Below are 21,727 nucleotides of genomic sequence, written 5' to 3'. Positions count from 1 at the left end.
AAGGCCCCGGGGTTCCGTGGTGGGCCGCACAGGACTCGAACCTGTAACCCACCGATTAAGAGTCGGTTGCTCTACCAGTTGAGCTAGCGGCCCAAGGTGTGCACGGCGTCGGCCTTGACGCCAAAAGCCAGTGTAGCCTTCCCTCAAGGCTCTGTCAAGGCGGCTAGAACAGGTAAAGCACCGCCCGTCCCCTTTCCACCCGCACCCGGATGGGCCCCAGGGCCTGGTTTTCCAGGGTGAGGGTGGTGGCCTTAAGGGGGGTGGAGGGAAGGTTCCAGCGGGCTCCTTCCACGGCCAAGGTGGCCTCGGGGAAGGGCAGGAGGCTGAAGGAACTCCCCTTTTCCAAGGGGAAGACGTGGAATCCAACAGGGAGGGGGAAGGCCCGGGTAAGCCCGTCGGTGAGCTCTACCCTTATCCCCTTTTCCGCCAGCAGAAAGGCCAGCTCCAGGTGGGCTAGGGTGTGGTCCAGGCGGCCCCCAATGCCCCCTAGGAGGAGGACTTCTTCGGCTCCTAGCTCCAAGGCTTTTCGCACCAGGGCTTCGCCGTCCGTCCGGTCCTTATCCCGGGGAAGCACCTCCTTGGGGGCGGGAAGGATTTGCTGGAGCCAGGGGGGGCTTGAGTCGAAGTCCCCAAGCCATAGCTCCAAGGGAAGCCCCAGGGCCAGGGCGTGCCGTCCACCGGAGTCCGCCGCCAGGAGGCGGAGGTCCCTTAGGCGTTCCCGCAAGGCCTTTGTTACCAGGAGGGGGCCGCCTAGGAGGAGGGCGAAGCGCCTCATCCCTCCAAGGGTACCGCCTGGGAAGGATCCAGGTGGAGGTGGACCTGGGCTCCCTCCGGGGGGCCTTCCAGGGCCTCGAGGTAAAGCCGCACCTTCCCAAGCCGCACCCAAAGCCCCACCCTGTTTCCGAAGAAAAGCCGTTCCTCCACCACCCCTGGGTGCTCCCCTCCCAGGCGAAGGGCTTTGGGCAAAAGAAGGTGGGGCTTGGCAGGCAAGCCCAGGGCCTGGCTTTCCTCCGGGGAGAGGAGGTTCTTGTGCCCGAGGAAGCGGGCGGTCCAGAGGTCCTTGGGCCTTGCGTACACCTCTTCCGGAACTCCCACCTGCACGAGCCTTCCCTGCCGCAGGAGGGCTACCCGGTGGGCCAGGAGGAAGGCCTCCCCCTGGTCGTGGGTGACCACCAGGGTGGTCACCCCTTCCGCCCGAAGGGTCCTGCGCAAAAAGAAGAGAAGCTCCTCCCGTAGCCTCAAGTCCAGGGCTCCCAGGGGCTCGTCCAGGAGGAGAAGCCTTGGCCTTGGCGCCAGGGCCCGGGCCAGGGCTACCCGTTGCTGCTCTCCCCCGGAAAGCTCCTGGGGGCGCTTTTGGGCATGGGGGGTGAGCTCCATGCGTTCAAGGAGTTCCTTCACCCGTGCCTCTCGCTCCTTCCTGGGCCAACGGGCCTCCACCAGGCCAAAGGTGATGTTTTCCGCCACGGTAAGGTGAGGGAAGAGGGCGTAGTCCTGGAAAAGAAACCCTACCCCCCGCCTTTCCGGGGGCAGGGGGGTGAGGTCCTGCCCGCGGAAGCGCACGAAACCCCGGTCGGGGGAAAGGAGGCCGGCGACGAGCTTCAGCAGGGTGCTCTTCCCGCTGCCCGAGGGTCCTAGGAGGGCCAGGACCTCTCCTTCCTGAACAGCAAGGTCTAGGGCCAGTTGAAAACCGGGAAAGCGCTTTTCCAGGGAAAGCTCCAGCACCCCTCCATTAAACAAGGAACCCCGGGCATGCCCGGGGTTCCTTGCCGGCCCGCCCTACTTCAGACCCAGCTTCTTGCGTTCCTCCAGTACCTGCTGGGGGGTGAGCTTCTTTTCCCGCAGGGCCTTGACCTCGGCGGCGGTGAAGGGCTTGAAGCCCTGGACCTTCTTGTCGTCGCCCCAGGCGGTGGCGATGTGATTGAGGAGGGCGGCGATCTCCTCGTCCTTGAGCTGGCCAAAGGCAGGCATGACTCCGTTATACTTCACGCCCTTTACCTCGATCTGGCCCTGAAGGCCCCAGAGGAGCACCTTAATCAGGTACTCGCGCCCCCCCTGCTTGGCCAGGACCTCGGACAGGTGCCCGGCCAGGGGCGGGAAGGCCCCGGGTATTCCTTGCCCGTTGGCCTGGTGGCATCCCGCGCACTGGGCGTAGAGCTTGGCGCCGTCCGCCTGGGCCAAGGCCAGGCTGCCGATCAGGAGGAGAGCCGTTAGGGTCCGCTTCATCTTTACCCTCCGGGGTATCAGGGTATTTTGTCCCCGGTTCCTTGTCAAGGCCTTTGGCGAGGCCAAACTTTTAGCCATTCTTAAGGGTATAGTCCCTGGGGGTAAGAGGTGGGAGATTCCATAAGCGGGTTTTTATGAAAAGGGGGCTCCCTGTCAAAGGAGCTTGACATTTCCCCAGGAGGGGTGCTAGGGTACAAATGTCCTTGGGTGTACCCAGGCGGTGTATAACATGTACGCATACCGGGTACTTTGGTCCCTTGTCCTACTCGCCTTGGCCGCGGCCTGGGCAGCTCCGGACTTCGGCCGGTGGTATCCCTATGGCACGGCCCTGGACCTGGCCCAGACCCACGGGCGGGTGGTGATGGTGTACTTTCACTCCCCTCACTGTCCCTACTGCGACCAGATGAACACCTTCGTTTTGTCCGATCCCCAGGTAAGCCGCTTCCTGGAGGACCGTTTCGTGGTGGCCTCCGTGGATATCGAGACCCCGGAGGGTCAGGAGCTTTCCCGGCGGTATCGGGTGCCGGGTACCCCAACCTTTGTCTTCCTCGTCTTCCGCAAGGGGGCGTGGGAAGAGGTGGGCCGGTTTTTTGGCAGCCGGCCCCGGGCGCAGTTCCTTTCGGAGCTGCGCCAGATTTGTGCCAAGGGAGGTGTGTGTGAATAGGCGAGCGTTTCTAAGGACCACTGGCGTAGCCCTCGGGGCCGTTGCCTTGGCGGGGCTTCCCGTAAGGGCGCAGGGTTTAGAGGGTGAGGACCTGGCCAACCTGGAGAAGGCCCTGCAGGCGGTGTTGGGCAGGGGGTTTAAGGACCTTACCCCCTCTAACCTCGTCAAGCTCACCATGCCGGCCATTGCCGAAAGCGGGGCCAATGTTCCCGCCGAGGTGGAGGTGAACCTGCCCTCGAGCCAGGTGAAGGCCATCCACCTCTTCGCTGACAAGAACCCTACCCCGCACCTGGTGGCCTTTATGCCCATGAAGGCCCTGCCCTACTACGCCACCCGGGTGCGCTTGGCGGAGACCACCGCCATCCGGGCGGTGGTGGAAACGGTGGACGGCAAGTTCCTTTTGGCTTCGGCCAGCACCCGCGTGACCGTGGGCGGCTGCGGTTAAGGAGGTAGAAGATGGCCATTCGTACTATTGTTCGTTTGACCCCGGCCAAGCCTAAGGCGGGCGAGAACTTCAAGCTCCAGGTAGTTGCCCAGCATCCCAACGAACCCGGCACCCGCCGGGATGCCGAGGGCAAGATCATCCCCGCCAAGTACATCAACCAGGTGGAGGTCTACTTCGAGGGGGAGAAGGTGGCCGAGGCTAAGCCCGGTCCCTCCACCAGCGCCAACCCCCTTTACGGCTTCATGTTCAAGGCGGAAAAGGCAGGGACCTTTACCGTCAAGCTTAAGGACACCGACGGGGATACCGGCGAGGGTACGGTAAAGCTGGAGCTGGCCTAAGGGTGGCGCCCGGGGGGTAACCCCGGGCGCCGGGCATGGCGTGGAGGTAAGGGTATGCTTCTACGGTCCTGGTGGATGGTGAGCGTGGTTTTCCTGCTGGGCCTGGCCTTGGCCCAGGGGGAGGTGGACCCGCGGGAGGAGGCCAAGCGGCAAAAGCAACTCCTTTTGCAAACCGCGGGGATCCTGCCCACGGAACTCATCGTGGAGCAGGGCAAGGAACTTTTCAACCGCAAGGGGCCAAGCGGCAAGACCATGGCCGAGTGCGATTTCGGCCTGGGGAAGGGAGTCTTGGAAGGGGCGGCGGCCAGGTTACCCCGTTACTTCCTGGACACTAACAAGGTGGAGGACCTGGATAGCCGCATCGTCACCTGCATGACCCGGGTTCAGGGCTACCGGCCCGACCAGGTCAAGCGGCAAGAGGTGGTGGCCATCGCCTTCTATATCGCCAGCTTCTCCACGGGCAAGCCCATCCAGGTGCGCCTCCTCTTTCCTCAGGAAAGGGAGCTTTATGCTCTTGGCGAGAAGCTCTTTTACGCCCGGAGTGGGGCCCGGGATATAGGGTGCGCCACCTGCCACGTGACCTACGTGGGCCGGCGGGCGGGGGTCCTGCCCTACGCGGATGTCTTGGGCAAGGATAAGTCCTGGACCCACTGGCCTGCCTACCGTTACTCCAACGACCAGATCTGGACCATGCAGGACCGCATCCGGGCCTGCTACGGCAATATCGGCCATCCCCAGCCCGCCCTTTACTCCCTACCCATCCTGGCCCTGGAGCTCTTCATGGCCTACAACAACAACGGGGCTGTCGTGGAGGAGTGGCCGGCTTTCGTGCGGTGAGGAGGCGGTGATGAAGGCGAAGAAGCTTATCCCCATCCTTTTGGCCGCGCCCCTGGTGGTGGCCTTGGCCCAGTCGTACTTTGGCCCTTCCGAGCTGGAGGCCATCAAGACGGGTGGCAAGACCTACGCAGATGTCTTCCTCAACCAGCGTCCGGACCAGGCCCTTTGCTCCATCCACCGCAACCGCCTGCCCGGTGATCTTCTCCCCAAGTTCCTCGAGGAGCAGCGGGCCCTCATCAAGTACCCGCAAAGCGGCAAGCTCATGGGGGACTGGAAGAAAGGTGGGGCCATCTTCAACAACCTGCAGAAGGCCAACTGCTTCTCCTGCCACTTTGGCTCCCCGGTGCACCTGGGCGGGGACGTGGGGCCCAGCCTGGAGAAGTACGGTCTTAAGAGAGGCCAGTCCGAGGCGGTCCAGCGCTACACCTACGAGGTCATCTACAACTCTTGGGCTTACTTCCCCTGCACGGTCATGTACCGCTTCGGGGCCCAGGGGCTTTTGACCCCCGAGGAGATCGCGGACGTGGTGGCCTACTTGCTGGATCCGGAAAGCGACTTCAACACCAAGCCGGCGGTGGGGTCTAAATGAACCGAAGGGAGCTTCTTTTTTGGCTTTCCGCCCTGGGAGGGCTTGGGCCCAAGGCTTTGGCCCAGGTTCTGGAGAATCCTTCCCGCCTCTATGAGCTTCCCCCTTACGGCGACGTCACCCTTCTCTACTTCTCTGACCTCCACGGCCAGGCCTTTCCCCACTACTTCATGGAGCCCCCCAACCTTATCCCCCCTAAGCCCCTTATGGGGAGGCCCGGCTACCTTACCGGGGAGGCCATTCTGCGCTACTACGGGGTGGAGCGGAAGACCCCCTTGGCCTACCTGCTCAGCTATCTGGACTTCGTGGAGCTGGCCAAGGCCTTCGGTCCCATCGGGGGCCTGAGCGCCCTTGCCGCCCTCATCCGCAAGCAAAAGGCCCAGGTGGAGGCCGAGGGGGGAAGGGTCCTGGTGTTGGACGGCGGGGACACCTGGACCAACTCCGGCCTTTCCCTCCTCACCCAGGGAGAGGCCATCGTGGACTGGCAGAACCTCGTCGGGGTGGACCACATGGTCTCCCACTGGGAGTGGACCCTGGGGCGGGAGCGGGCCGAGGCGCTCTTCAAGAAGCTTAAGGGCGAGCACCTCTCCTACAACGTGGTGGATGAGCTTTTCGGCGACCCCCTTTATCCTGCCTACCGGATCCATCAGATGGGCCGCTACGCCCTGGCCATCGTGGGGGCCACCTATCCCTACGTGAAGGTTTCCCACCCCGAGGAGTTCACGGAAGGCCTTTCCTTTGCCCTGGATGTGCGCCGCTTGCAGGAGGCCGTGGACCAGGCCCGGGCCGAGGGGGCGGATGCTGTGGTGCTTCTCTCCCACAATGGCCTCCAGCTGGACGCGGCCTTGGCGGAGCGGGTGAAGGGCATTGACCTCATTCTCTCCGGACACACCCACGACCTCACCCCTTCCCCTTGGCGGGTGGGCAAGACCTGGATCGTGGCGGGAAGCGCGGCCGGTAAGGCGCTCATGCGGGTGGACCTGAAGCTCACCAAGGGGGGCATCGCCAACCTGCGGCTTAGGATTCTGCCGGTTTTGGCCCGCCATCTCCCGGGAGCTCCCGACGTGGAGGCCTTCCTGGAAAAGACCCTGGCTCCCCACCGTCAGCACCTTCTCGAGCCCCTGGCGGTTTCCGAGTCCCTGCTTTACAAGCGGGATACCCTTTACTCCACCTGGGATGAGCTGGTGGGGCAGGCGGTGAAGGCCCTTTATCCCGAGGTGGACCTGGTCTTCAGCCCAGCGGTGCGCTGGGGCACCACCATCCTTCCCGGGCAGGCCATCACCCGGGACCACCTCTACGCCTACCTGGGCTTTACCTACCCCGACCTTTACCTCTTCTGGCTACGGGGGGAGCAGATCCGGAACACCCTGGAGGACATCGCCAGCAACGTCTTTACCCCCGATCCCTTCTACCAGCAGGGCGGGGATGTGAGCCGGGTTTTCGGCCTCCGCTACGTGCTGGACCCCGATGCCCCTGTTGGCAAGCGCATCCGGGAGGTGGAGGTGGGCGGCAAGCCCCTGGATCCCAATCGCCGGTACCTGGCGGCCTCCTATGGGGGAAGGCTCCAGCGGGTGGGGGAGGCCAAAGCAGGGTACGAGCCCAGGCCCATCTACCAGGTCCTCGAGGAGTACCTCAAAGCCGCTGGGCGCGTAAGGGTTTTGCCCAAGCCCAACGTGCGCGTCTTGGGACGCAATTACCGTGTGCCGGAGGTGGGTTCATGACCAAAAAAGCGGCGATACTGCTGGCCTCGGCCCTGCTCTTGGGGCTTGGTCTCACCCAGGTGAGTCCCTTTAGGGCCCGCTTTGAGGCGGCTTTGCATGCGGGCGGCCACGAGTTCGCCAAGGTGATGCTCTCCCAGGACAAGGGGCAGGTCCTTTGCTCCCAGTACCGGGACAAGCTTCCCCCCGACCTCATTCCGACCTTCCTGGCAGAGCAGAAGGCCCTCATCAAGTACCCGGCGAACGGCAAGCTCATGGGGGACTGGAAAAACGGGGAGAAGGTCTTCACCGATCCCAAGCGGGGTAACTGCTACGCCTGCCACGCCGGGGTGGCCAGCGAGGTGGCCCACGGCACCATGGGGCCGAGCCTGACCAACTATGGGCAGCGGGGCACCTCGGAGGCGGTGGTGCGGTACACCTACGAGAAGATCTTCAACGCCTGGGCCTTCGTGCCTTGCTCCCTGATGTACCGGGGCGGGGTGCACGGCCTCTTTACCCCGGAGGAAACCGCCGACCTGGTGGCCTTCCTTCTGGACCCCGAGTCCCCCATCAACCGGAGGTGAGCCGTGAAGAGAGGGAATCGCTTGATCTTCCTGGGTGTGCTGGCCGTGGGGATCCTGTTGGGCGTGGGAGCGTACACCCAGCAGCAAAAGCCCTTGGATCCCTTTGAGGAGGCCATGCGCCAGCGGCAGATGTACCTGGAGACCTTTGGCGTGCTCCCGGGGGATCTTTTTGTGGAGGAGGGGAAGGAGCTTTTCTTCCGCAAGGGGCCGAGCGGCAAGACCCTCGAGGAATGCGATTTCGGCAAGGGGAAGGGGGTCTTGGAGGGAGTCTACGCCATCCTTCCCAGGTACTTCCCCGACAGCAAGCGGGTGGAGGACCTGGAAACCCGGGTGTACACCTGCATGCAGACCGTGCAGGGGTATAAGCCGGCGGAAATCAAGCGGGACGAGGTTAGGGCGATCACCGCCTACATCGCTTCCTTCTCCTCCAAGGCCAAGATCCAGGTGGTGCCCAAGCACCCGGCGGAGCTGGCCATGTACAACCTGGGGCGGGAGCTTTGGTACACCCGTGCCGGGGCCCGGGACATGAGCTGCGCCGTCTGCCACGACCAGTATGCCGGCCAGAGGGTGCGGCTTTCCCCGGTGCGGAGCCCCAAGCAGGGTCTGGGCAACGAGTGGCCTGCCTACCGGTTTGAGGAGGACCGGCTCTACACCATGGAGGACCGCATCAACTTCTGCTACGAATCCATCGCCATCCCCAAGCCTGAGTTCTACTCCGATGTCCACATCGCCTTGACGGTGTACATGCTGGCCGAGGCCACCAAGGCCGGGCACTCCTTTGAGGAGTTGCCCTTCTTCACCCGCTAGCCATGCGCCGCCGCGACCTCCTTACTGTTCTTCCCCTCCTTCCCCTGGCCCGGGCCCAGGGAGGCGGAGGGGACTGGGTGAAGGCCTTTGGGGAGTTCCTCAAGCGCGTGCCCCCCGCCAGCTACCTGGTTTATCCCACCGAGGCCAGGGACCTCCTTCTCTTTGATCCCTTTATCCTGGACGTGCGCACGGAGGAGGAGCGGAAGAGGGGCTACATTCCTGGTTCGGTGCACATCTACGTTGGGCAGGTACCCGATCGCCTGGCGGAGCTTCCCAAGGACAAGGAAACCTTGATTCTGGTCTACTGCAACTCGGGCAGCATTTCCATGGTGGTGACCGCTTACCTGCAAGCGCTTGGGTACAAGAACGCTAAGAACATTGCCCATGGGTTCAAGGGCTGGCTGGACACTGGCCTGGAAGTGGAAGGGGGTTCGTAATGAGGAAACTTTTGGCTTTGGTGGCCCTTTTGGGGTTGGGTTTGGCGCAGTCGCTGCTGGTGGAGGTTAAGGGCTCCCTGGAAGAGGTGGAGGCCAAGACCCTTGCTGCCTTGAGGTCGGTGGGCCTCGAGGCGGACCGGGTTCTGAACCTGGGGGAGCAGGTGCGCCAGGTGACGGGTCCGGGCTTCCCCGAGTACCGCCTGGTGGTGCTGAAGCCGGATAAGGGAAGCATCGAGGCGGTTTCCAAAAACCCCATGGCCGCCATCGTCCTTCCTCCCACGGTCTTCATCACCGGCCAGGGGAATAGCTTTAGGGTGGGCGCCTTTGATGGGCGCCTCCTCTTCTCCATGCTCCAGGTGTACGGGGGTGAGGTGGAGCGGCTGGTGTGGCGCCTCGAGGCGGCCTTGGGACGGCTTGGCATCGTGAAGCGTCTGCCTCCCGCCATGATGCCCGATCCCTCTAGCGGCATGATGCCTGCCCTCATGTACCGCGTGCCTTCCGCCAAAGTGGAGGATGTGGTGCTTATGGTGGAAGCGGAACTCACCTCCAACGGGCTCAACCTCCTGCCCAACGTGAAGGTGGGCCCGGTGACCGTGATCATGCCCTGCAAGAGCGAATGGGCCCGGATCATGTTCCTCACCCAGCCCGCGGGAGGCTTCGCCGCTCCTTGCCGCTTCTTCGCCCTGCAGATGGGCAATGACGTCCTGGTGGGCGCCATCGAGCCCATGCTCATGACCATCATGCCCGGGGTGATGGGCACCCCGGCGGTGGCCATGCTCCAGGAAGCCCGCCAGGTCATGAGCCAGATCCTGGAAGCCACGGGCGGGACTCCTTACCGCCCTGGCCGATAAGAGGCTGGTCAAGAAGAGGGAGGGAGTATGGGCAAGGTTAGTCGGCGTCAGGTCCTCAAGACGGGGGCGGCCTTGGCTGCTGCTGGGGCGATTTCGAGGCCAGCCTTCGCCCGGGAGTTCTACAGCCGCCCGGCCACCCTTCTTCCCCGCACCCGCAAGCCGCGGGTGGTGGTGATCGGGGGTGGCTGGGGTGGCACCACGGCGGCCCGGAAGCTGGTTCAGTCCGGGGTGGATGTGGAGGTGGTGCTCATCGAGCAGAAGCCCCTCTTCATGTCCTGCCCCATGTCCAACCTCTTCCTGGCCGGGGTCAAGCCCCTGGAGTGGCTGGTCTTTGACTACACCAACGTGGTCAAGGACGGGGTGATCTTTGTCCAGGAGAGGGTTTTGGACATCAACCGGGAGCGGCGGTTGGTGCGGACCACCGGTGGATACCTGGCTTACGACTTCTTGGTCCTAGCCCCGGGCATTGACTACATGTACGAGGCCATCCCGGGCTACGCCGAGGTGAAGCACCTCATGCCTGTGGGCTTCAAGCCCTTTGAGCACGTCGCCTTAAGGCGGATGCTGGACCAGTTCGATGAGACGGGTGGGGAGCTCGTCATGTACATCCCCAACCCTCCCTACCGCTGCCCCCCTGGGCCCTACGAGCGGGCGGCCATGCTGGCCTGGCGGCTCAAGACCAAGGGGGTTAAGGGGAAAGTCATCGTTTTGGACGCCAACCCCCAACCCATTTCCAAGGCCCCGGGCTTCCTGGCCGCCTACAACGAGCTTTACAAGGACTACCTGGAGTACGTTCCTAACACCCGGATCACCGGCTTGGACTACGAGAAGAAGGTGGTTAGGACGGAGCTCGGGGATGTGCCCTTCACCTTGGCCAACATCATTCCTCCCATGAAGGCGGGGGAGCTGGTGCGCATCGCAGGCTTGGGGGAGCGGTGGGCCAACGTGAAGATCCCCTACTTCCTCTCGGAGAAGGACGACCGTGTCTACCTGGTGGGGGATATCACCGGGAACACCCCTTACCCCAAAAGCGGCATGGTGGCCTACGTTTCCGGCACCATCGTGGCCCGGCACCTGACAGAACGGCTTAAAGGCAAGCCTTTGGCGGAGATTCCCCCCGAGCTTCCCCACAACATCTGCTACTCCTTCGTGGACAAGGAGGAGGCCATCTGGGTGGCGGCCAACTACTCCTGGGACGAGGCGGCCAAGCAGATCAAGTCCCAGGGTTCCGTGGACAACCAGCGCTCGGCGGCCAACGGCACCGCCGCCATCGGCTGGGCTATGGGAATTTGGAACGACATGTTCGGCCCAGCTTAAGGACCTACCCCGCCCCTAAAGGGGTGGGGTTTTTCTTGCTGGCAAAAGATACGATGGGAGGGTATATGGACCGAAGGAAGTTCTTCCGGCTTTTGGGTGCAGGGGGTGTTTTGGGTCTGTTAAAAGCCAAAGCGCAGATGCCTCCTTGGGATGAGGAAACCTTTGCCCCCATGAAGACCCTGGGGGCCCCCCTCTCCGAGTATGGCCAAAGGAGCCCCTTTGAGGAGGGAGTGGTGCGCTACATCTCCCCCAACCTGCGTACCCGCCACTCCGGAGCCGACTTCGCCCCCCTGGAGAAGCTGGAGGGGGTTATCACCCCCAATGGCCTCCATTTTGAGCGGCATCACGGAGGGGTGCCCCAGGTGGATCCAGCCAAGTACCGCCTGGTGATCCACGGGATGGTGGAAAGGCCCTTGGTTTTCACCTTGGAGGACCTAAAGCGCTTCCCCTCCGTGACCCGCACGTACTTCATTGAGTGCGCTGGCAACGGGCAAAATGGCTACCGCAATCCCCCGGACCCCAACCTCACCGCCACGCGTAGCCGGGGCCTGGCCTCCAACGCCAGCTGGACGGGGGTTCCCTTGGCCTTGCTCCTCAAGGAGGCGGGGGTGAAACCGGGGGCCAGGTGGCTCATCCCTGAGGGGATGGACGCCGTGGCCTACACCCGTTCCTTGCCTCTGGAGAAGGCTATGGAGGACGTGCTGGTGGCCTACGCCCAAAACGGCGAGGCCTTGCGCCCCGAGCAGGGTTATCCCGTGCGCCTGGTGGTGCCGGGCTGGGAGGGAAGCATCCAGGTGAAGTGGCTTAGGCGCATCCTGGTCACGGACCTTCCCGCCATGGCCAAGGATGAAACCAGCGAGTACACCGACGTGATGGCCGATGGCCGGGTGCTGGCCTTCACCTGGGTTATGGACCCAGAGTCCATCATCACCTACCCCTCGGGCCTGCAGCAGATCAAGCCGGGCTTCCATGAGATCCGCGGCCTGGCCTGGAGCGGGTACGGGCGGATCACCAAGGTGGAGATCTCCTTCGACGAGGGGAAGACCTGGCGCCAGGCCACCCTGGAACCCCCGGTGGAGCGCTACGCCTTCGTGCGCTTCAAGATGCCCTGGCACTGGGATGGGAAGGAGGTGGTCCTCTGGAGCCGGGCCTGGGACGAGAAAGGGAACACCCAGCCTACCCGGGAGGAGTTCTTCAAGAAGTGGGGCAGGAACAACCGTTACCACTACAACGCCATTCAGGCCTGGCGCATCCTGCCCGACGGCCGGGTGGTGAACGGGGATAGGCCCTTGGGCCAGCAGGCCTTCGGGCCTGCGGGTGGATGTGGCGGGGAGGTGTTCGATGGTTAAGCGCATCCTGGTTCTTTTGGCCCTTTTGGGCCTGGCGGTGGGAGCCCGGTACAACCTGGGTACCCCTATCTCCGAGGAACTGGCGGCCCAGTACGACCTAAGGCCGGTGGTCCTTCCAGACGGCCGGGGGCTTCCCCCGGGGGAGGGGAGGGTGGAGGAAGGGGAGCGGATCTATGCGGAGAAGTGCGCCTCCTGCCACGGGGCCCGGGGGGAGGGGTACCCCTTCAACCGGTTGGTGGCCGAGCCCTTTCCCATCACCCCTGCCACCGAGCCTGTGGAGTTTGCCATCGGCAACTACTGGCAGTACGCCACCACCCTTTACGACTACATCCGGCGGGCCATGCCCTTTGGGGCGCCTGGTACCCTTACCAACGAAGAGGTTTACCACTTGGTGGCCTTCCTTCTCTACATGAACGGGATCATAGAGGCCCACGAGCCCATCAACCAGAAGACCCTGCCCCAGGTGAGGATGCCCGCTCGGGAGCTTTTGGATCTGGACCCTGAGACCAAGCGCCGTTTTCCTTGGCTCACCTTGCCCTAGGATGGAGGCATGAGCGTTTCCTTGGCGGCGGCCTTTCTGGCGGGGGTGCTCTCCTTCCTCTCCCCTTGCGTCCTTCCCCTGGTGCCCACCTACCTCTTCTACCTGGGGGGAGAGCGGGGACGCCCCCTTTTCAACGCCCTTTTCTTTGTGCTCGGCTTCGGGGTGGTCTTTTTCCTTCTGGGTTTGCCCTTTACCCTGGTGGGCGGGCTTCTGTTTGAGCACCGTCAGACCCTGGCCCGGGTGGGGGGGGTTATCCTGATCTTCTTCGGCCTGTACATGTTGGGCCTGAGGCCCAGATGGGGGGTGAACCTCCGCTACGAGGGGGAGACGGGGCGCCCCCTGGGGGCCCTGCTCCTGGGGGCCAGCCTGGGCTTGGGCTGGACCCCCTGCATCGGGCCCATCCTGGGGGCCATCCTCACCCTGACGGCGGTGGGGGGTGGGGTGGAGCTTCTTTTGGCCTATATCCTGGGCCTGGCGGTGCCCTTTTTGCTGGTGGCCCTTTTCACCGATCGGCTTAAGGGGTGGCTGAGGCGGGCCGGGCGGCTTTCCCACCGGGTGGAGCTTTTGGCGGGGGTGGTGCTCCTGGCAGTGGGGATCCTGCTCCTTACGGGCACCTACACCGCCCTGAACGCCTTCTTCCTGCGGATCACCCCCGAGTGGTTGCAGAGGTACCTCTAGCAGGGGGCGGGACGTTTGCCCCTCGAGGCTAACCCTAAACTGGTATAGGCATGCTGCTTCGCCTAGAGGGGGTTGGCAAGCGCTTCGGCCGGGACTGGGTGGTCCGGGACCTTTCCTTTACTCTGGAGCGGGGGGAAGTGGTGGCCCTCTTGGGGCCCAACGGCTCGGGGAAGACCACCCTCTTGCGCCTCATGGCCGGGCTTCTTAAGCCCACCCGGGGGCAGGTGGAACGGGCAGGCAGGGCCCTTTTCCTGCCCAACCCTCCGGCCTTCCACCGCCACCTTACCGCCCGGGAGCACCTCCTTTACGACCTGGCCTTCCATCGCCAGGGCAAAGAACCTGAAGAGGCCCTGGATCGCTTTGGCCTGCCCGGGGACCTTCCCCTTTACGCCTTTTCCAGCGGCATGAAGAAGAGGCTCGCCTTGGCCCGGCTTACCCTTCTTTTCCCCGACATCTGGCTGTTGGACGAGCCCGAGACCGCCTTGGATAAAGGGGGAAGGGATCTCCTTCTTGCCACCTTGGCCGAGGCCCGGAAGAAGGCAGGGGTGGTGCTGGCCACCCACGACCGCACCCTGGCCGAGCGGGTGGCGGACCGCACCCTGGAGCTGGGGGTGGCATGAAGCTTCCCGTGGAAGGGTGGCCCGAGGTTTCCGGGCAGGGTAGGGTAGGGGCGGTGCGCCGGGTGGTGTTGTTGGCTCTAAGGGATCTTCGCCTCGAGGTGCGTGACCGCGCGGGGCTTCTTTCCATCCTGGCCTTTTTCGCAGTGATGCTCTTCATCATGGCCTTGGCCTTGGGGCCGGAGGAGGAGCCTTTGCGCCGAGCTGCCCCCGGGGTGCTTTGGGTGGCCTTGGCCTTCGGGAGCACCCTGCTCTCCACCCGGGCCTTTGCCCTCGAGGTGGAGGAGGGCACCTTGGACGACCTCCTCCTGGCTCCTGGGGGCAAGGAGTGGATCTACTTCGGCAAGCTTCTTTTCCAGATGCTCCTTCTCCTGCCCCTGGCCGCTCTAGCCCTTTTGATGGCGGCGGGCCTCTTCTACCTGCCCTTAGAGCGCCTTTTTCCCCTCTTCCTGACCCTGGTCCTCGGGGTCTTGGGGTATGCCAGCGTGGCTACCTTTTACGCCGGTCTTCTGGCCCGGCTCCGGGGACGGGAGGTGCTTTTGCCCCTGCTCCTCTTCTCCTTGGTGGTCCCCGTGGTCCTGGCCTCGGTGCGGGCCACCACGGGCCTGGCGGAGGGCCTTCCCGTGGCGGAGATCTCCGATTGGTGGCAGCTTCTTTTGGTCTTTGATGTGGTCTACCTCACCGCCAGCGCCCTCCTTTTCCCGGTGGTTATGGAAGGTTAGGTTTGGCGATATGGAGGCCACAGATTTTTAACCCTTCCCTTGGCTATGCTAGGGGTCATGGAGGTACAAGCATGCTGAAGGTTGCGCAACCCAACCGCCCGGACGCCCTCACCTGGGTTTTTCTGGGGTTAGGGCTTCTGCTCCTCCCGGTGGGGCTCTACCTGGCCCTTTCCGCTCCCCCCGACGTGAACCAGGGGTATCTGGTCCGCATCATGTACCTGCACGTGCCGGGGGCTTGGCTTGGTTATCTGGCTTTCTTCGTCACCTTCCTCTACTCCCTCCTCTATCTCTTCCGCCGGGATCCCCGCCACGACCGGGTGGCCAGCTCCAGTGCCGAGATCGGCCTGGTTTTCATGGGGCTCGCCCTGGTGACGGGGATGCTCTGGGCCCGGCCCACCTGGGGGGTCTACTGGACCTGGGAGCCCAGGCTCACCACCACCGCCATCCTCTTCGCCGTTTACGTGGGGTACTTCCTTCTTAGGGGAGCCATAGAGGACCCGGAGCTTAGGCGGAAGGCGGCGGCGGCGGTGGGCATTCTTGGCTTCATCAACGTGCCCATCAGCTACATGTCGGTGAAGTGGTGGCGGAGCCTCCACCAAACCCAATCCATCGACCTCACCACGGGGAAGATCCACATGGACCCTGCCATGCTCCAGGCCCTCCTCTTCAACCTCCTCGTCTTCACCCTCCTCTACCTGGGCTTCGTGCGCTTCCGGTCCCTGTTGGCCGCTTTGGAGGCCAGGAAGGAGGAGGCGTGAGCGAGGTCTTCGTCACCTGGGTCTACGCCCTCACCTACCTCACGGTCTTCGGCTACCTGGCCTATCTCTTCTGGCGCTACCGGAGGGCGAAATGAGGGCCAAGTACCTGATCGGACTCGGGGTCATCCTGGGGGCCTTGGCCTACCTCATCTTCGGCGGCCTGGGGCAGAACCTGGTCTACTTCCTCACCCCCTCCGAGTACCTACAGGACCAGGGGCGCTACCAGAACCGTCCTGTGCGCCTGGGGGGCTTGGTCAAGCAGGGCACGGTGCACTACGACAAGGATAAGCTGGAGCTTCGCTTTGTCCTCACCGATGGGGTGGCGGAGGTGCCCGTGGTGCACAAGGGCACACCCCCGGGCATGTTCAAGGAGGGGCAGGGGGTGGTGGTGGAGGGCCGCTTCCAGGAAGGGGTCTTCCGCGGTACTAATCTTCTGGTGAAGCACTCGGAAACCTACCAGGCTCCCAAGGAGGGTTGGACTCCGGAGGAAGTGCGCAAGCTCATTGAGGAGGCCAAATGACCCCTGCTCTGCTTGGCAACCTGGGTGTCAGCCTGGCCTTGGCCTTTAGCCTTTTGGGCCTGGCTCTTTCCCTTCTTGCCTACCACCAGGGGGACGGGCGCTTCCTAAAGGGGGCCAGGGCTTTGGTCCTTCCCACCTTTCTGGCAGCCTTGACGGCCTTCTTGGCCTTGGAATGGGCCCTTCTCACCCACGACTTCAGCCTGGCCTACGTGGCCCGCAACCACTCCACCCATGACCCCCTCTGGGTTACCCTGGTGACTCCCTGGGCGGCCCTCGAGGGGAGCATCCTCCTTTGGGGCCTGCTGCAGACCCTCTACACCCTTTTGGCCAGCCGTAAACCCCTGGACCCCTGGCGGGCCGCCCTGGTCCTGGCGGTCCTCTTTGGGGTTCAGGTCTTCTTCTTCGGGGTGATGGCCACCATCGCCAGCCCCTTTGAAACGCTGCCCAATCCCCCTTCGGATGGCGCTGGACCCAACCCCCTCTTGCAGAACCACTGGATGATGGCCGTCCACCCGGTCCTCATGTACCTGGGCTTCGTGGGCTTGAGCGTGCCCTTCGCCTATGCGGTGGCGGCCATGGTGGTGCGCCGTTACCAGACCTGGGTGGGGGAGACCCGGTGGTGGACCCTGATCGCCTGGGGTTTCCTCACCGCCGGGAAGGTGGCGGGGATGTGGTGGAGCTACGAGGTCCTGGGCTGGGGTGGGTACTGGGCCTGGGACCCGGTGGAAAACGCCAGCTTTATTCCCTGGCTTCTGTCCACCGCTTTTTTGCACACCGCCATCGTCCAGGAGACCCGGGGGGCCTTTAAGGCTTGGAACTTCGCCTTTGTCACCCTGGCCTTTGCCGCCACGGTGCTGGGGACCTTCCTCACCCGAAGCGGAATCATCCAGTCGGTGCACGCCTTCGCCGAGGGGCCGGTGGGGCCTGCCTTCCTGGGCTTCTTCCTCCTGGTTACTGGCTTGGGGCTCGGCCTCCTTTCCCGGGTCAGCCGGGAGGTGCGGGACACCGCGGTTTTCCGGCCCCTTTCCCGGGAAGGGGCCCTTCTCCTCGGGGCTTTTTTCTTCGCCGGATGGGCTTTGGTGGTGGTGCTCGGCACCTTCTACCCCCTTTTGGTGGAGGCCTTCACCGGGGCTAAGGTGAGCGTGGGGGCTCCTTTCTTCAACCAGGTTTCCGCTCCCATTGGGGTGGGGATTCTCCTCCTCATGGGGGTAGGGCCCCTTTTGCCCTGGCGGAGGCCTAGGGCGGAGGTTTTCCGAAACCTCTACATGCTCCTGGCTGTCCTCTTCCTGGGTACCCTGCTTGGGCTTCTTCGGGGTTATGCCTTTGGGGCTTCCCTGGCGGTGGGGCTTTTCCTCTACAACACCACCGCCATCCTCCTCCTGGTGCGGGAGGGGGTGCTGGCCCGCCTTAGGGCGGGGCTTTCCCCCTGGGGGTTTTTGGAAAACCGCAGGCGGGTGGGAAGCCTGTTGGTCCACTTCGCCGTGGCCCTCATGGGCCTCGGCATCGCCTTCAGCCAGACCTACCGCCTGGAAAGCGAGAAGACCCTATACCGGGGGCAGGCCTGGGAGGTGGGCGGAGTGCGCATGGAGTTCCTGGGGGTGCGGGCCTTGGACGAGGGGAGGCGGTTTGCCGTGGAGGCTTCCTTGCGCACGGACCGCTTCGGGGAGGTGCGGCCAAGGCTTCACTTTTACCCGCAGATGAACTCCCCCTTACCGGCCCCCAAGGTGGTCTACACCCCGGGCAACGACTACTACTTCCTCCTCATGGACTTTGACCGGGAGAAGGGGGAGTGGGCCTCCGTTCGCCTCATCGTTACCCCCCTGGTCTTCTGGATGTGGGTGGCGGGGGGGCTTTTGGCCCTGGGAACCCTGTACATCCTTTGGCCAGCGGCGGGGCGGGAGGAGGTTAAGGGGGTGAGCCCAGCGTGAGGTTTCCCGCAGGGAACAGCTTGAGGAGCTGGCTATGGCTCCTTGTGGTTTTGGCCCTGGGGGGGCTTTTCTACTGGGGAATGCAGCGAAACCCCAAGGAGCTTCCCTCGGTGCTGGCCAAGGAGCGCCGTCCGGCCCCGGACTTCACCCTGCCGGTGCTTCCCCCTTACCGAAAGGAGTGGGGGGAAACCTTCAAGCTTTCCGACCATCTCGGTAGGAAGCCCATCGTGCTCAATTTTTGGGCCAGCTGGTGCCTTCCCTGTTACGAGGAAGCCCCGGTCCTCGAGGCCACCTGGCGCCGATATAAGGACCAGGTGCTTTTTGTGGGCATCAACACCCAGGACAAGGAGGGGGATGCGTTGCGCTTCATAGAGCGGTTTGACCTTACCTTTCCCCAGGTCTTTGACCCCAGGGGCCGGGTGGGGGTGGATTACGGGATGTACGGGGTCCCGGAGACCTTTGTCATCGACCGGGAGGGCCGGGTGGTGGTTCGCCACGCCGGGGCTATCGACCAGGCTGGCTTGGAGAAGTACCTGAAGGAGGTGTTGCCGTGAGGGCTTGGGTGCTGGTGCTCTTTTTGGCCCTGGGGGTTTGGGCTCAGGAAAACCCTGCTTCTCCGCCTCCTGACCTTCCCCCGGAGGTCTTCGCCATTGCCCGGGAGCTTCGTTGTCCCGTGTGCCAGGGAGAGTCGGCAGCGGAGAGCAACTCCGGGGTGGCGGCGGAGATGCGTCGCCTCATCGCCGAGATGCTTCAAGAGGGGAAGACCGAGGAGGAAATCAAGGCCTTCTTCGTGGACCGGTACGGGGAGTGGATCCTCTACGAGCCTCCCAGGCGGGGGGTGACCCTTTGGGTCTGGGTGTTGCCGGTTTTGGGTCTGGCCCTTTTGGGCCTGGGGCTCTTCACCTACTTCCGGCCCAAGAAACCCCTGCCTCCTGAGCTTCTGGAGGAGGCGGAGCGCCGGCTTAAGGAGCCTCCCGCATGATGGCCACCCTTATCTTCCTGGCCCTATTCCTCTTGGGGCTCCTCCTGGCCCTGAGGCCCCTCTTAGGGCCCAAGGAGCCCTTCCCTGAGCCTCCCCGGCGGGAGGAGCTTCTCAAGGAGCTCGAGGTCCTGAAGGAGGAGGTGAAGAGCCTGGAGGGGGAGGAGAAGAGGCTGGCCATGGCCCGGATGGTGGAGCTGGAACGGGCCTTGGACGGTTGGCGCCCTCCCAAGCCTCGTCCCTTTAACCCCTGGCCCGTGGCCCTGGCCCTGGGGGTGGTGGTCCTGCTGGGGGTGGGGCTTTGGCGCTACACCCTGCCCAGGCTTCCCGGGGAGACCACGGTGACCGCCCGGGCTGAAGCCCGGGAGCTTAAGGCGCTTCAGGACAAGGCCAAGCGCACCGGGGAGGTGGCGGACCTCCTGGCCTGGGGAAGGCGGGCCTATGAGCTCCAGGCCTTCGACCAGGCGGCGGAGGCCTACCTGGAGGTGCTTAAGAAGGATCCCACCAACATCGAGGCCGTGCGCCGGGTGGGGATCCTTCTCTTCATGGGAGGGCGGCTGGAGGAGGCCCAGATGTTCTTGGAAATCGCCCAGCACGCCGACCCTAAGGCCGCTGAGGGTTGGCTTTTCCTGGGTAACCTTTACTTCCAAAAGGGCCAGATGCAAGAAGCCATCGCCGCCTGGGAAAGGTACCTGGAGGTGGGCGGAGAGGCCAGGGAGAGGGTGGAGGGCCTCATCGCCATGGCCCGCGCCCAGGCCCAGGGGGGAACGGACGGGAAAACGGTCTACCAGGCCCGCTGTGCCGCCTGCCACGGAGCCGAGGCCGAGGGGGGGGTGGGGCCCAGGCTGAAGGGGAACCCCATCCTGAAAGCCCCGGAGGCGGTGAGGGAGATCGTGCTCAAGGGCCGGGGCCAGATGCCGGCGGTGCCCTTAAGCGAGGGGGAGCTAGAGGCCCTTCTGGACTACCTATCCAGCCTATGAGGCGGCGGGACCTTGTCTTCTACATCCCGGTGGCGGTGGCCGGGGGGTTTTTCCTCTGGCTTGGGGTGCGCACCTATAACCTCCGCTTCCGCCCAAGGCCCGGGGTAGGAGAGCCCACCTGGAAGGAGGGGCCGAAGGTGGCGGTGGCCCGGCGGGGGGAGCTTGCCGTGTGGCAGGTGAAGCCCTTTGAGTACCCCTTGCCCTTAGGGCCCTTGAAGGCCTTTCTCCTCCGCCTGCCCGAGCCGGTTTTGGGGGGGCTTTCCCTGGGGGAGGAACACTACCTGGCCTTAAGCCGCATCTGCACCCACCAGGGTTGCACCGTGAACTATGTGCCCGATCCCGAGGCGGCTTCCATCCTCTACAATTTCCGCTACGAGAGGCCCTTTTTGGGCTGCCCGTGCCACTTTGGGGCTTTTGATCCCCTCCTTGGTGGGAAGGCGGTATATGGGCCCCCCCGCTACCCCCTTCCCCGGCTGCACCTCGAGGCGGAAGGGGATACCCTCTACGCCACCGGGCACGAGGTGCCCTTGAGGCCCATGGAGGGTTCTTAGTCCGCAAGCCGCACCCGCACGAAGCGGTCCTTTCCCCGCTGGAGTATGCGGGGGCGGGAGAGGTCCACCTCGAGGCCTGCATCCTCTATAAGTTCCCCATCCAGCCTGAGGCCCCGGTTCTGGATGAGCCTCCGGGCCTCGGCGTTGGAAGGGGTGAGGCCCGCCAGGGTGAAAAGCCTCGCCACCCAGATGCGCCCCTCTTTGAGCTCGGAAGCGGGGATGGCCACCTCGGGGATGTTCTCGGGTATGCCTCCCTTGGCCACCTGATCGTAGCGGGCCTCCGCCCGGCGTACGGCTTCCGGCCCGGCTTCCTTGTCCTTGCCCAGGGCTTCAAAGCTGTAGCCCAGGCTTTCGTAAAAGGCCCGGTCGATGCGGGCGGGGATGGTGGGAAGGGCGTAAGCGGCGGTGAGGAGGCGGGCCAAGACCCGGTGAGCGGGGACGGGACCCGCCTTTAGAAGGGTTTGGATTTCGGCCTCCTCCAGGTCGGTAAGGAGGCGGAAGTAGCTTTCCAGAAGGGCGTCAGGCACCCACATGAGCTTCTTGAACATCACCTCGGGGGGCTCCGCCACCCCGATGTAGTTGTCCAGGCTCTTGCTCATCTTCTCCCGCCCGTCCAGGCCCACCAAAAGGGGCATGAGGAAGGCCACCTGGGGAGGCTGGTCGTAGGCCCGTTGCACCTCCCGGCCTACCAGGAGGTTGAACTTCTGATCCGTGCCCCCCATCTCGATGTCCGCGCGGATGGCCACGGAGTCGTAGGCCTGGGCGAAGGGGTAGAGGAACTCGTGCAAGGAGATGGGGATGCCCTCCTCGTAGCGCTTCTTGAAGTCCTCCCTTTCCAGCATCTGGGCCACGGTCATGAGGGAGGTGAGGCGCACCACCTCCTTGAAGGTGAGGCCTTCCAGCCACTCGGAGTTGTAGCGGAGCTCAAAGAGGTGGGGCTCCTGCCTGAGGATCTTTCCCACCTGCTCCACGTAGGTCCTGGCGTTTTCCCGGGTTTCCTCGAGGGTCAGGGGGGGCCGGGTCTTGCTCCGCCCGGAGGGATCCCCGATCATGCCCGTGAAGTCTCCGATGATGAGCACCACCTTGTGCCCAAGCTCCTGGAACTGGCGCATCTTCCTCAGGACCACCGCATGCCCCAGGTGCAGATCGGGCCGGGTGGGGTCGGCTCCCAGCTTGACCACCAGCGGACGGCCTTCCTTTAACTTTTCCAGGAGCTCCTCCTCGGGGATGATCTCCTCGGCCCCCCGCTTGAGGAGGGCCAAGGCTTCTTCCGGAGAAGGCTTCGTGTCGGTGCCTGCCATGAGCCCAAGTATACTTA

27 protein-coding genes and 1 tRNA gene are annotated in these 21,727 nt (G+C 64.0%); 23 read left to right on the top strand and 5 right to left on the bottom strand.

Annotated elements, in window-relative coordinates:
- Positions 1 to 17: 17 nt before the first annotated feature.
- The 4 genes from G584_RS0103985 to cycA form a co-directional block, all read right to left on the bottom strand.
- Positions 18 to 93 (bottom strand) — tRNA-Lys (locus tag G584_RS0103985).
- 70 nt (positions 94 to 163) lie between these two features.
- On the bottom strand, positions 164 to 775 hold the full coding sequence (locus tag G584_RS0103980; RefSeq protein WP_028493455.1) for a thiamine diphosphokinase: 612 nt from the start codon (positions 773 to 775) through the stop codon (positions 164 to 166).
- Entirely contained in the window at positions 772 to 1,722 is a 951-nt protein-coding gene (locus G584_RS0103975; protein ID WP_028493454.1) for an ABC transporter ATP-binding protein, read from the bottom strand. The genes G584_RS0103980 and G584_RS0103975 overlap by 4 nt, the downstream gene beginning before the upstream one ends.
- 54 nt (positions 1,723 to 1,776) lie before the next feature.
- The gene (gene cycA, locus G584_RS0103970) at positions 1,777 to 2,223 is read right to left on the bottom strand and encodes a cytochrome C-552 (RefSeq protein ID WP_028493453.1); all 447 of its coding nucleotides are present in this window, start codon (positions 2,221 to 2,223) and stop codon (positions 1,777 to 1,779) included.
- A gap of 229 nt (positions 2,224 to 2,452) precedes the next feature.
- Between cycA and G584_RS0103965 the strand changes: the two genes are divergently transcribed.
- The 23 genes from G584_RS0103965 (at position 2,453) to G584_RS0103850 (ending at position 20,409) form a co-directional block, all read left to right on the top strand.
- Positions 2,453 to 2,887 carry a SoxW family protein gene (locus tag G584_RS0103965; RefSeq protein ID WP_028493452.1) on the top strand — a complete coding sequence of 145 codons (435 nt, stop codon included), beginning with the start codon at positions 2,453 to 2,455 and terminating at the stop codon, positions 2,885 to 2,887.
- Positions 2,880 to 3,332, top strand: coding sequence for a thiosulfate oxidation carrier protein SoxY (gene soxY, locus G584_RS0103960; RefSeq protein WP_028493451.1), 453 nt, complete (start codon positions 2,880 to 2,882; stop codon positions 3,330 to 3,332). The genes G584_RS0103965 and soxY overlap by 8 nt, the downstream gene beginning before the upstream one ends.
- Positions 3,333 to 3,343: 11 nt before the next feature.
- Complete coding sequence (gene soxZ, locus G584_RS0103955) at positions 3,344 to 3,670, top strand: thiosulfate oxidation carrier complex protein SoxZ (protein ID WP_028493450.1); 327 nt, start codon at positions 3,344 to 3,346, stop codon at positions 3,668 to 3,670.
- Positions 3,671 to 3,724: 54 nt separating this feature from the next.
- Positions 3,725 to 4,507, top strand: a complete 783-nt coding sequence (gene soxA, locus G584_RS0103950; RefSeq protein WP_051209162.1) for a sulfur oxidation c-type cytochrome SoxA — start codon at positions 3,725 to 3,727, stop codon at positions 4,505 to 4,507.
- A gap of 10 nt (positions 4,508 to 4,517) precedes the next feature.
- On the top strand, positions 4,518 to 5,096 hold the full coding sequence (gene soxX / locus G584_RS0103945; protein WP_028493448.1) for a sulfur oxidation c-type cytochrome SoxX: 579 nt from the start codon (positions 4,518 to 4,520) through the stop codon (positions 5,094 to 5,096).
- On the top strand, positions 5,093 to 6,814 hold the full coding sequence (gene soxB, locus G584_RS0103940; protein ID WP_028493447.1) for a thiosulfohydrolase SoxB: 1,722 nt from the start codon (positions 5,093 to 5,095) through the stop codon (positions 6,812 to 6,814). The genes soxX (G584_RS0103945) and soxB overlap by 4 nt, the downstream gene beginning before the upstream one ends.
- Positions 6,811 to 7,374 carry a sulfur oxidation c-type cytochrome SoxX gene (soxX, locus tag G584_RS0103935; protein WP_038050668.1) on the top strand — a complete coding sequence of 188 codons (564 nt, stop codon included), beginning with the start codon at positions 6,811 to 6,813 and terminating at the stop codon, positions 7,372 to 7,374. Before soxB ends, soxX (G584_RS0103935) begins: the two co-directional genes overlap by 4 nt.
- Positions 7,375 to 7,377: 3 nt before the next feature.
- Positions 7,378 to 8,181, top strand: coding sequence for a sulfur oxidation c-type cytochrome SoxA (gene soxA, locus G584_RS0103930; protein WP_028493445.1), 804 nt, complete (start codon positions 7,378 to 7,380; stop codon positions 8,179 to 8,181).
- Positions 8,182 to 8,183: 2 nt separating this feature from the next.
- Positions 8,184 to 8,618 (top strand): rhodanese-like domain-containing protein, encoded by a 435-nt coding sequence (locus tag G584_RS0103925; RefSeq protein WP_028493444.1) that lies wholly within the window; start codon positions 8,184 to 8,186, stop codon positions 8,616 to 8,618.
- Complete coding sequence (locus G584_RS0103920; RefSeq protein ID WP_028493443.1) at positions 8,618 to 9,469, top strand: translation initiation factor 2; 852 nt, start codon at positions 8,618 to 8,620, stop codon at positions 9,467 to 9,469. The genes G584_RS0103925 and G584_RS0103920 overlap by 1 nt, the downstream gene beginning before the upstream one ends.
- Before the next feature lie 27 nt (positions 9,470 to 9,496).
- Entirely contained in the window at positions 9,497 to 10,786 is a 1,290-nt protein-coding gene (locus G584_RS0103915) for an FAD-dependent oxidoreductase (protein WP_028493442.1), read from the top strand.
- Positions 10,787 to 10,851: 65 nt separating this feature from the next.
- Positions 10,852 to 12,135, top strand: coding sequence for a sulfite dehydrogenase (soxC, locus tag G584_RS0103910; RefSeq protein ID WP_028493441.1), 1,284 nt, complete (start codon positions 10,852 to 10,854; stop codon positions 12,133 to 12,135).
- A complete protein-coding gene (locus G584_RS0103905) occupies positions 12,128 to 12,676 on the top strand; it encodes a c-type cytochrome (protein ID WP_028493440.1) in 549 nt (182 codons plus the stop codon). The genes soxC and G584_RS0103905 overlap by 8 nt, the downstream gene beginning before the upstream one ends.
- Positions 12,677 to 12,685: 9 nt before the next feature.
- A complete protein-coding gene (gene ccdA / locus G584_RS0103900; protein ID WP_028493439.1) occupies positions 12,686 to 13,354 on the top strand; it encodes a cytochrome c biogenesis protein CcdA in 669 nt (222 codons plus the stop codon).
- 50 nt (positions 13,355 to 13,404) lie between these two features.
- Positions 13,405 to 13,974, top strand: coding sequence for an ABC transporter ATP-binding protein (locus G584_RS0103895; protein WP_028493438.1), 570 nt, complete (start codon positions 13,405 to 13,407; stop codon positions 13,972 to 13,974).
- Positions 13,971 to 14,693: a heme exporter protein CcmB gene (locus tag G584_RS0103890; RefSeq protein ID WP_051209160.1), complete on the top strand. Its 723-nt coding sequence runs from the start codon at positions 13,971 to 13,973 to the stop codon at positions 14,691 to 14,693. Before G584_RS0103895 ends, G584_RS0103890 begins: the two co-directional genes overlap by 4 nt.
- A gap of 71 nt (positions 14,694 to 14,764) precedes the next feature.
- On the top strand, positions 14,765 to 15,451 hold the full coding sequence (gene ccsA / locus G584_RS0103885) for a cytochrome c biogenesis protein CcsA (RefSeq protein ID WP_028493436.1): 687 nt from the start codon (positions 14,765 to 14,767) through the stop codon (positions 15,449 to 15,451).
- A 91-nt stretch (positions 15,452 to 15,542) separates the two neighbouring features.
- On the top strand, positions 15,543 to 15,971 hold the full coding sequence (gene ccmE / locus G584_RS0103875; protein WP_028493435.1) for a cytochrome c maturation protein CcmE: 429 nt from the start codon (positions 15,543 to 15,545) through the stop codon (positions 15,969 to 15,971).
- Positions 15,968 to 17,899 carry a heme lyase CcmF/NrfE family subunit gene (locus G584_RS0103870; protein ID WP_028493434.1) on the top strand — a complete coding sequence of 644 codons (1,932 nt, stop codon included), beginning with the start codon at positions 15,968 to 15,970 and terminating at the stop codon, positions 17,897 to 17,899. The genes ccmE and G584_RS0103870 overlap by 4 nt, the downstream gene beginning before the upstream one ends.
- 20 nt (positions 17,900 to 17,919) lie before the next feature.
- Complete coding sequence (locus tag G584_RS0103865; RefSeq protein ID WP_028493433.1) at positions 17,920 to 18,453, top strand: TlpA family protein disulfide reductase; 534 nt, start codon at positions 17,920 to 17,922, stop codon at positions 18,451 to 18,453.
- Entirely contained in the window at positions 18,450 to 18,881 is a 432-nt protein-coding gene (locus G584_RS0103860; RefSeq protein WP_028493432.1) for a cytochrome c-type biogenesis protein, read from the top strand. The genes G584_RS0103865 and G584_RS0103860 overlap by 4 nt, the downstream gene beginning before the upstream one ends.
- The gene (locus G584_RS0103855) at positions 18,878 to 19,858 is read left to right on the top strand and encodes a c-type cytochrome (RefSeq protein WP_028493431.1); all 981 of its coding nucleotides are present in this window, start codon (positions 18,878 to 18,880) and stop codon (positions 19,856 to 19,858) included. The genes G584_RS0103860 and G584_RS0103855 overlap by 4 nt, the downstream gene beginning before the upstream one ends.
- A complete protein-coding gene (locus tag G584_RS0103850; protein WP_028493430.1) occupies positions 19,855 to 20,409 on the top strand; it encodes a QcrA and Rieske domain-containing protein in 555 nt (184 codons plus the stop codon). The genes G584_RS0103855 and G584_RS0103850 overlap by 4 nt, the downstream gene beginning before the upstream one ends.
- On the opposite strand, the gene tyrS is transcribed toward G584_RS0103850, so the two are convergent.
- Positions 20,406 to 21,710 carry a tyrosine--tRNA ligase gene (gene tyrS, locus G584_RS0103845; RefSeq protein WP_028493429.1) on the bottom strand — a complete coding sequence of 435 codons (1,305 nt, stop codon included), beginning with the start codon at positions 21,708 to 21,710 and terminating at the stop codon, positions 20,406 to 20,408. The two genes, G584_RS0103850 and tyrS, sit on opposite strands and share 4 nt — an antisense overlap.
- Between the last annotated feature and the right edge of the window lie 17 nt (positions 21,711 to 21,727).

The sequence above is a fragment of the Thermus antranikianii DSM 12462 genome (assembly GCF_000423905.1).
Taxonomy (GTDB): Bacteria; Deinococcota; Deinococci; order Deinococcales; family Thermaceae; genus Thermus; species Thermus antranikianii.
Note: the sequence above shows the minus strand (reverse complement) of the source record. Positions and strands in the feature narration are given on the sequence as shown.

What these genes read in the sequence shown, in the direction of transcription:
- G584_RS0103980 (WP_028493455.1), bottom strand. Translation starts at nt 775, where the DNA reads ATGAGGCGCTTCGCCCTCCTCCTAGGCGGCCCCCTCCTGGTAACAAAG.
- cycA (WP_028493453.1), bottom strand. Translation starts at nt 2,223, where the DNA reads ATGAAGCGGACCCTAACGGCTCTCCTCCTGATCGGCAGCCTGGCCTTG.
- G584_RS0103965 (WP_028493452.1), top strand. Translation starts at nt 2,453, where the DNA reads ATGTACGCATACCGGGTACTTTGGTCCCTTGTCCTACTCGCCTTGGCC.
- soxZ (WP_028493450.1), top strand. Translation starts at nt 3,344, where the DNA reads ATGGCCATTCGTACTATTGTTCGTTTGACCCCGGCCAAGCCTAAGGCG.
- soxA (WP_051209162.1), top strand. Translation starts at nt 3,725, where the DNA reads ATGCTTCTACGGTCCTGGTGGATGGTGAGCGTGGTTTTCCTGCTGGGC.
- soxX (WP_028493448.1), top strand. Translation starts at nt 4,518, where the DNA reads ATGAAGGCGAAGAAGCTTATCCCCATCCTTTTGGCCGCGCCCCTGGTG.
- soxB (WP_028493447.1), top strand. Translation starts at nt 5,093, where the DNA reads ATGAACCGAAGGGAGCTTCTTTTTTGGCTTTCCGCCCTGGGAGGGCTT.
- soxX (WP_038050668.1), top strand. Translation starts at nt 6,811, where the DNA reads ATGACCAAAAAAGCGGCGATACTGCTGGCCTCGGCCCTGCTCTTGGGG.
- G584_RS0103925 (WP_028493444.1), top strand. Translation starts at nt 8,184, where the DNA reads ATGCGCCGCCGCGACCTCCTTACTGTTCTTCCCCTCCTTCCCCTGGCC.
- G584_RS0103920 (WP_028493443.1), top strand. Translation starts at nt 8,618, where the DNA reads ATGAGGAAACTTTTGGCTTTGGTGGCCCTTTTGGGGTTGGGTTTGGCG.
- G584_RS0103915 (WP_028493442.1), top strand. Translation starts at nt 9,497, where the DNA reads ATGGGCAAGGTTAGTCGGCGTCAGGTCCTCAAGACGGGGGCGGCCTTG.
- soxC (WP_028493441.1), top strand. Translation starts at nt 10,852, where the DNA reads ATGGACCGAAGGAAGTTCTTCCGGCTTTTGGGTGCAGGGGGTGTTTTG.
- G584_RS0103905 (WP_028493440.1), top strand. Translation starts at nt 12,128, where the DNA reads ATGGTTAAGCGCATCCTGGTTCTTTTGGCCCTTTTGGGCCTGGCGGTG.
- ccdA (WP_028493439.1), top strand. Translation starts at nt 12,686, where the DNA reads ATGAGCGTTTCCTTGGCGGCGGCCTTTCTGGCGGGGGTGCTCTCCTTC.
- G584_RS0103895 (WP_028493438.1), top strand. Translation starts at nt 13,405, where the DNA reads ATGCTGCTTCGCCTAGAGGGGGTTGGCAAGCGCTTCGGCCGGGACTGG.
- G584_RS0103890 (WP_051209160.1), top strand. Translation starts at nt 13,971, where the DNA reads ATGAAGCTTCCCGTGGAAGGGTGGCCCGAGGTTTCCGGGCAGGGTAGG.
- ccsA (WP_028493436.1), top strand. Translation starts at nt 14,765, where the DNA reads ATGCTGAAGGTTGCGCAACCCAACCGCCCGGACGCCCTCACCTGGGTT.
- ccmE (WP_028493435.1), top strand. Translation starts at nt 15,543, where the DNA reads ATGAGGGCCAAGTACCTGATCGGACTCGGGGTCATCCTGGGGGCCTTG.
- G584_RS0103870 (WP_028493434.1), top strand. Translation starts at nt 15,968, where the DNA reads ATGACCCCTGCTCTGCTTGGCAACCTGGGTGTCAGCCTGGCCTTGGCC.
- G584_RS0103855 (WP_028493431.1), top strand. Translation starts at nt 18,878, where the DNA reads ATGATGGCCACCCTTATCTTCCTGGCCCTATTCCTCTTGGGGCTCCTC.
- G584_RS0103850 (WP_028493430.1), top strand. Translation starts at nt 19,855, where the DNA reads ATGAGGCGGCGGGACCTTGTCTTCTACATCCCGGTGGCGGTGGCCGGG.
- tyrS (WP_028493429.1), bottom strand. Translation starts at nt 21,710, where the DNA reads ATGGCAGGCACCGACACGAAGCCTTCTCCGGAAGAAGCCTTGGCCCTC.